The 6,590-nt window shown below is 61.6% G+C and carries 6 protein-coding genes; all 6 read right to left on the reverse strand.

What is annotated here, in order from left to right:
• Positions 1 to 18: 18 nt before the first annotated feature.
• The gene (locus tag EOS_RS12185) at positions 19 to 1,830 is read right to left on the reverse strand and encodes an ATP-binding response regulator (RefSeq protein ID WP_047846898.1); all 1,812 of its coding nucleotides are present in this window, start codon (positions 1,828 to 1,830) and stop codon (positions 19 to 21) included.
• Positions 1,827 to 2,324, reverse strand: a complete 498-nt coding sequence (locus tag EOS_RS12190) for a molybdopterin-dependent oxidoreductase (RefSeq protein ID WP_047846907.1) — start codon at positions 2,322 to 2,324, stop codon at positions 1,827 to 1,829. Before EOS_RS12190 ends, EOS_RS12185 begins: the two co-directional genes overlap by 4 nt.
• Positions 2,325 to 2,332: 8 nt before the next feature.
• Positions 2,333 to 3,970 (reverse strand): ATP-binding domain-containing protein, encoded by a 1,638-nt coding sequence (locus EOS_RS12195; RefSeq protein WP_047846899.1) that lies wholly within the window; start codon positions 3,968 to 3,970, stop codon positions 2,333 to 2,335.
• Positions 3,971 to 4,087: 117 nt separating this feature from the next.
• Entirely contained in the window at positions 4,088 to 4,759 is a 672-nt protein-coding gene (locus tag EOS_RS12200; protein ID WP_047846900.1) for a glutathione S-transferase family protein, read from the reverse strand.
• Positions 4,760 to 4,979: 220 nt separating this feature from the next.
• Complete coding sequence (locus EOS_RS12205; protein ID WP_075645318.1) at positions 4,980 to 5,393, reverse strand: response regulator; 414 nt, start codon at positions 5,391 to 5,393, stop codon at positions 4,980 to 4,982.
• Positions 5,394 to 5,803: 410 nt separating this feature from the next.
• Positions 5,804 to 6,535 (reverse strand): AraC family transcriptional regulator, encoded by a 732-nt coding sequence (locus EOS_RS12210; protein WP_047846909.1) that lies wholly within the window; start codon positions 6,533 to 6,535, stop codon positions 5,804 to 5,806.
• Between the last annotated feature and the right edge of the window lie 55 nt (positions 6,536 to 6,590).

A 6,590-nucleotide genomic window follows, 5' to 3' on the forward strand; every position in this document is an offset into this window, starting at 1 on the left:
CGCGCGCGTTCAAACCGCTCAATGTATGCGCCGGGTCGCCGATAACGCGCGCGCCAAGGCGCTTTTCAGCACTTCGTAGCGCACGGGTTTGAGCAGGTAGTCGAAGAACAGGATGGCGGCGCTGGGGTCGACCAGATCCGGCGCGTAGGCGCTCACCGCGATCACCGGCAAACTCGCGCCCGATGCGCGCCGCGCCCGGTATTCATTCACGAACGAATACCCGTCCTTGCCTGGCATGTGCAGGTCCGCCAGGATCAAGTCGGCCTCGTTGTTCTCGAGCCACGCGAGCGCGCTGTCCACGTCGGGCATGGCCACGCTCGCATACCCCAGGTGCGCAAGCATTTCCGTCAGCGACTCGCGGATGGAATCGTGGTCGTCTATCACCAGCACGCGGGCTTTCTTCAACGGCGGCAGGTCGGCGGGCGCACGCTCGCGTTCGGGCATTCGCGCCACCGGGGCGGCCGGCAAACTCACACGAAACGCGGCACCCTGGCCAATGTCACTCGACACGTTGACCACGCCGCCAAGCAATTCGACCAGCCCGCGAACGACCGCGAGCCCCATGCCGGCGCCGTCGAAGCGTCGGGTTGTCGATGAATCGAGTTGCGTGAATTCCTTGAAGATCAATGGCAGCTGTTCGCGCGGGATGCCCGGGCCGGTGTCGATCACGGAGATATCGAGCCGTTCGAGTGAGCGTTCGAAATGCACATCGATCGAACCCGCATCGGTGTACTTGATCGCGTTCGTAACAAGGTTGGTGACGATCTGGCGCAGCCGGTGCTGATCCGATTCGATCAGTCCCGCCTCCCCGGTGAACTGACCGCGCAGGACCAGGCCCTTGGCCGTGGCCGCCGGCGTATTGGCGTCAACGATAGAGTCGAGCAACTCCATGGGGTCGAACACCGTCAGCCGCAATTCAAGCTTGCCGGCGCCGAGCCGCGCGAAGTCGGTGAGATCGCGCATCTGCGCTTCGAGATGGCGTGCACCGGTCTCGAGCCGCTGGATGATCTTGCGATCGCTTTCGCTATGCAAGTTCAGTTCGAGCAATTCCACCGACGACACAATCGCATGCAGCGGCGTGCGCAACTCATGACTGATCATGCCGAGGAAGGAGTCCTTCGCCTGCGATGCTTCGCGTGCCGCCCGAGTTGCCTGATGTTGTGCTTCGAGCGCCGCGCGTTGCTGGTGAATCAGCCGTGAACGCCGGTAGCCGTTGAGCAGCAGCATGGCGGTAGCGACCATGGAGAGCAGCGCGAGCAGCATGCCGCCCGCGAACAGATAACGCCGCTTGGAGACGAAGTCGTTCACGATGTAATCGCGCTCCGCCACGTCCACCACCCTGCGTCCGTTCGCAAGCTCGTTCACTGCATCCTGGTTCTGCCGCAACACCCCGATGATCTTCAGCGTGCGTGCCGGATCGGTACTCAACGCACTCATATCCGGCTCGATGGACCCGAGCGCCGCATCAAGCTGGCGCAGGATTTCCTGCTGGCGGTTTCGCAAGGTGCCGCGGTCGGACAGCATCGACGTAGAGGCGGTGACAATGGCAAGCTTCGATTCAAGCACCTCGTAGCGAAGCTGGATCTCCTCGGTATCGGCGTCGATACCGCTGCGGTACAACAGCACCTGGTTCGCAAAGCGGCCATACGCGATCTGGAACTGCGCGCCATCCCAGTAGAAACCGTCGTAAGGCAGGCCGAGTTGCTGCTGCGTGGTCTGATTTGCGAGCAAGCCGGAATACAGCACGTAGCCCACCCCCGCGAGCGGCGGTGCGATGGCCGCTGCGAGCAGCAGCGCGACCTTCAAACGGCGAAGCGGTGCCCGCGTCATTTCACGACCAGCGCTTTGATCTGCCACACGAACTTAGCCTCGGCGACCGAGCCGCTCAGCTCGGACGGGTAAGCGTCGCGCGGATAGATCAGGAACAGCGGACCGAAATTGCTGACCTTCAAACGCGCGCCGTTCATGCTGTACGCGAGAATCGCGCCGTATCTCTCGGCTTCCGAGGCGCTCACGGTGTACGAATAGTCGTCGATCGTACGTAGTTCCACGCCGTCGGCGTGTGCGTCCACTAGCTTCAGCACGTCCTTGAGCAGCGGACCGGTGAAGGTGGATTTCGGCGTCCAGGTAGTCGAGGTCGTAATCGTATGGACCGGCAGCTTCAGCAGTTCGGCTTCACTGATGTGGTAGACGCTATGGTCCGCGTCGGTGGTACGGCCGATCTTTCCTTCTACATCGAGGGTGAGCGGAACCGCGCTCGCTGCGAGCGGCAGCAAAACCAGCAGCGAAGCGGCAAGCAAGCTCCGAAGCGACTGCTGTGTCATGGCGGCGGTCAATGCTGTTCGTCGAAAGCAAGCGCCGCACGCTCCGACGCCACCACGATCAGTTTCATGGTGGCACGTGTTGCGCCGACAAAAAACTTGCGCGAAACCTGTTCGTCGAATACGTCGAAATCGACTTCGGTCAGGATCACGCACGGCGCGGACTGCCCCTTGAACCGGTAGATCGATTCGAGCAGCACGTCGCCTTCCCGATATTCTGGATTCCCGAACAAATCGTAACTTCCGGTGAAGCTGCGCAAACGATGCGGCCCGAGCTGGTCGACGGAAGTCAGCACCGAGCCCTCGCGCCCGCGGAAGGACAATACCGCGATGTCCTGCTTCCGGTAGCCAAGCGCAAGCGCCTGGGTGATCGCACGCTTGGTTGCCTCGATCACTTCGTCGGGATGGACGTTTTCATACGTGGAGAGACTGACTTCGGAACCGTCGAACGGACTGCCCGCATCGAGCCGCACCTCGCGTCCGACGATCCGCCGGATGTACGCCAGCAAGTCGCGCGGGCTGCGATAGTTGGTGGTTTCGCGCAGCGTGGTCCAGCCGGGCAGCGGCACGGGATCGCGGAAATACAGGTTCTGCATCGGATCTTCGAGCCACCACCATGCGCCGTCCGGTTTCAGCAAACGAGCAAGCGCGTCCACCCACGCCGCCTGGAAATCCTGGCCCTCGTCGACAATCAACACGTCGAACTTCCAGTGCTCCGCAATCTCGACGTTGGCGAAACGCTCCTCCAGTGTTGCGAACACATTCGGCTGACTGAAGTCGGGCGGCATGCCCGCGTCTCGCGTCACGCTCGCGCTGAGCTGGTGATAGTTGGCAATGCGTGCTTCAGGCGGCGCGACTAGACGGATGTGATCGGCGAGCGGCCTATTGAAACATACGTACAACACGCTGCGGCCCTTCGCTACCGCGTCCCGCATGACCTGCACCGCCAGTTGCGTCTTGCCCGAGCCGGCCGTGCCGGTCACCCGCAGTCTGAACGGCTGGAACTCGAGCCGGCGCGCCCACGTGGCCAGGCCGCCCGAGAGCCGGGTGACGAGCATGTCGGCCTGACCGACCAGCGCGTTGGTATCGGGCGTGAGGGCGAGTTCGTCGGAGAGAAAATGATGAATCCGCGCAGACGCTTCGAAGCGCGGTTCATTTGGCGGCAGTATCTCCAGGACAACCGACGGCAGCTTCGCTCGGCGGCTGGCATCGACAATGCGAGCTTCCGGCACGCCCGCAATCGACGCGTCTCTCACCGTGTAGTCGGGGCAATACAGCAGCTCTTCAATCCGGTAAGTGCCCGCGCCGAATGCAGCCGTGAAGCGCCGGTGCAGGTTCTCCAGCGTCCGTGCAAGCTGGATGGCGACGTTGCGCTCCTTCTGCATGTACACCTTCATCAGGCCCGCCGGCGTCTCGCGCAGGAACCCCGCCTTCTGTTCGATGATCAGCACCCGGCCCGACGGCGCGACCACGACGAAGTCGGCTTCGCCGAACACCGAAAAGCCTTCGTTGATGCGAGTCCAGTGAACGCCGTGATACACGGTGTAATCGTCGGGAAGTTTCGCGAGCAGTGCGAGCGTGTCGAGTTCACGCACGGCAGCGCCGGTCGCTTCCATATTCTTCCAGTCGTCGGGGACGATTCGAGCCATGCTTCGCCTTCGCGCCTAAGTGCGTGTGAATGCGTGTAAGGGTCGGAAAGTGCTTGATTCAAGCAGGATTCCGGGAATCCAGCGGCCATTGTACGCAAGCCGTGCGGCGGTCCAGCGTCAGTGCGCAAAATCGTATTTGCCGCCGCGCTGCAACGCCCGCTGATACGCCGGGCGCTCGTGAATCCGCTTCACGAAAGCCGCTACGTGGGGGAGCGTCTTTGCGCCCGCGCGCTGAGTTCCGGCTTCAAGCGGGAAACTCATCTGCACGTCGGCGGCGCTGAAGGAATCGCCGGCAAACCACTCGGACTTCGACAGCTCGCTCTCTATGAAACCGAAGTGCAGTTTCAATTGCGGATCGATGAAACTGTCCTGCATGGTCTGCGCGATGCGGCGAGCGATCGGCTTGGCGAAAAACGGCATCGGCGCGCTGCCGATCCGCAGCGCCACCAGCTTCAACAACAGCGGCGGCATGGCCGAGCCCTCGGCGTAGTGCATCCAGTAGTTGTAGCGAAGGCGTTCGGGCGTTATCCCATGCGCAGGCATAAAGCGCCCTTGTCCATAACGCTCGTTCAGGTACTCGATGATCGCCCCCGATTCCGCGATCGTCTGGCCTTCGTCCGTGATGACCGGCGACTTGCCCAGCGGATGCACGACGCGCAATTCGGGCGGCGCCAGCATGGTGTTGGGATCGCGCTGATAAGACTTGATTTCATAATCGACGCCCAGTTCCTCCAGCATCCAGAGCACGCGCTGCGAACGCGAATTGTTGAGGTGATGAACAATGAGCATGGAGGATTGCCGTTAGGGTTGAAGTCCGGGCGCAAACGCGCAAAGAATACAACATGGCTGAGTGCGCGCGTTCGCGTTCACACTGAGGTTATCCTCGGTTTAGTGTCGAATGCATGGGGTGAGGCCCGTTTTGTGCGACAGGCGCGCGCAACCGCGACCGGTCATAGGACCGTCATCAGCGCACCACCCTGCGCTCTTCCGCGGACTGGTGCCGCGGACCTCAGGACAGCTGGCGCGAGCTAAGCGACTGCTGGATCAGCGTCACAAGTACATCGGGATGCGCGGGTTTGGTCATGAAGTGCTGGAAACCTTCGCCGATACTTCGCAAGCGGTATTCGTCTCCGTCATGGCCCGTCAGCGCGATCGCAATCGATGGCGTCAGGTTGCCTCGAATCTCATGGTCGCGCAGGCGCTGGATCAGATAAAAACCATCCATCATCGGCAGGTCGATGTCGCAGATGACGGCGTCGGGCAACTCCCGGATGACAGTCTCGGCACCCTCTTCGGCATCCGCCACGGCGACGACCTCGGCGCCTTCCTCTTCCAGCAGCATTCGCAGTGACTCCCTGCTCTCCAGGTCGTCTTCGATCAGCACAATCCTGGCATGCTCCAGTCTCGCTACTCCATTCATCATTATCTTTTCTAACAACTCAAACGGGATTCCAGTGCCGGTGTCGCGGCGGCGCTTTTCAGCGCTGCGCGTTCAGGCTGCACTTCTCACTCACTGATGGCCTTGCGGCACGACGGCATGAGATCCATGCGGCACCGTGTGATATGCCGCGCGCGCCGGTGTCGAACGTCGCACGGTTAAAAATTTCAACGGGCGCAGTATGCCTCATTGCTTGTCGAGCAACGTTGCAGCAAAAAGCAGACCGAGCGCAGAAACTCCATGAGGAACAGTGACGAGAGCCCCGACACGCGTGCCTTTGCGCAAACCCTAAGGTAATCATGACCCGTCGCACGACCGAATAAATCGGCGGCGAGGCGGGTAATTTTTTACGCCGGACGCGGTATCGGAAAGTTCAGACTTATCGATGCCTGATATCAGTTTGAAAGTTTTGTTGCAGGGTGATGGGAGCGCAGCAACGCACGATACTCGGTCGGCGTCAGACCCACGGTCGCCTTGAATTGCCGAGTGAACGCGCTGTGATCGGTGTAGCCGCACAACGCCGCGACGTCGGTCACTTTGTCGTGCGAGACAAGCAGTGCCGTGGCTGCGTCGAGCCGTGTCTTGAGCAGCACCTGACGCGGTGTCAGATGAAAAACCTTGTGGAAATAACGCTCCAGTTGCGCAATCGACATGTTCGCCATCGAGGCCAAGTGCGGCATGTTCAGCGGCTGCACGAAGTTGCTCTGGATGTGCTGAACTACCGCCGCGAGCCGGCTGTAAGCGGGATGCGTCCCCTCGTCCGCCTGCAGGTCGCGAGAGATGCCCGCCAGGCCGACGACCGTGCCGTCGGCATCGTGGAGCGGCTGCTTGGACGTCATGCACCAGCCCGGTTGCCGGGCGGGATAGAGATGCAGTTCGAGCTGGTCGATCATCGGATTGTCCTGCGCGATGATCGACTGGTCCTGCGCTGTATAAATGCGGCCGAAGCGTTGCGGGAAGACTTCTTCCGCGGTCTTGCCGAGCAGCCCGAGCTTGTCCTTCAGGCCGCAGCGCGAGGCCAGCGCGCGGTTCACGAGCGCATAGCGCGCCTGCGCGTCCTTCACGAAGAAAACAATGTCCGGCATCGCGTCGAAGACCGGTTCCAACAGCCTGAAATGCTGCAGCATGGCATCGAGCGTGGACGCGCTCGCGGGCGCCTGCAGCGTGGCGTGCAAGCCGAGC

It is taken from the genome of Caballeronia mineralivorans PML1(12), assembly GCF_001028175.1.
In the GTDB taxonomy this organism is placed as follows: Bacteria; Pseudomonadota; Gammaproteobacteria; order Burkholderiales; family Burkholderiaceae; genus Caballeronia; species Caballeronia mineralivorans.

Coding starts and splice junctions, on each gene's coding strand:
- EOS_RS12185 (WP_047846898.1), bottom strand. CDS start 1,830: ATGACGCGGGCACCGCTTCGCCGTTTGAAGGTCGCGCTGCTGCTCGCA.
- EOS_RS12200 (WP_047846900.1), bottom strand. CDS start 4,759: ATGCTCATTGTTCATCACCTCAACAATTCGCGTTCGCAGCGCGTGCTC.
- EOS_RS12210 (WP_047846909.1), bottom strand. CDS start 6,535: ATGCTGCAGCATTTCAGGCTGTTGGAACCGGTCTTCGACGCGATGCCG.
- EOS_RS12190 (WP_047846907.1), bottom strand. CDS start 2,324: ATGACACAGCAGTCGCTTCGGAGCTTGCTTGCCGCTTCGCTGCTGGTT.
- EOS_RS12195 (WP_047846899.1), bottom strand. CDS start 3,970: ATGGCTCGAATCGTCCCCGACGACTGGAAGAATATGGAAGCGACCGGC.
- EOS_RS12205 (WP_075645318.1), bottom strand. CDS start 5,393: ATGATGAATGGAGTAGCGAGACTGGAGCATGCCAGGATTGTGCTGATC.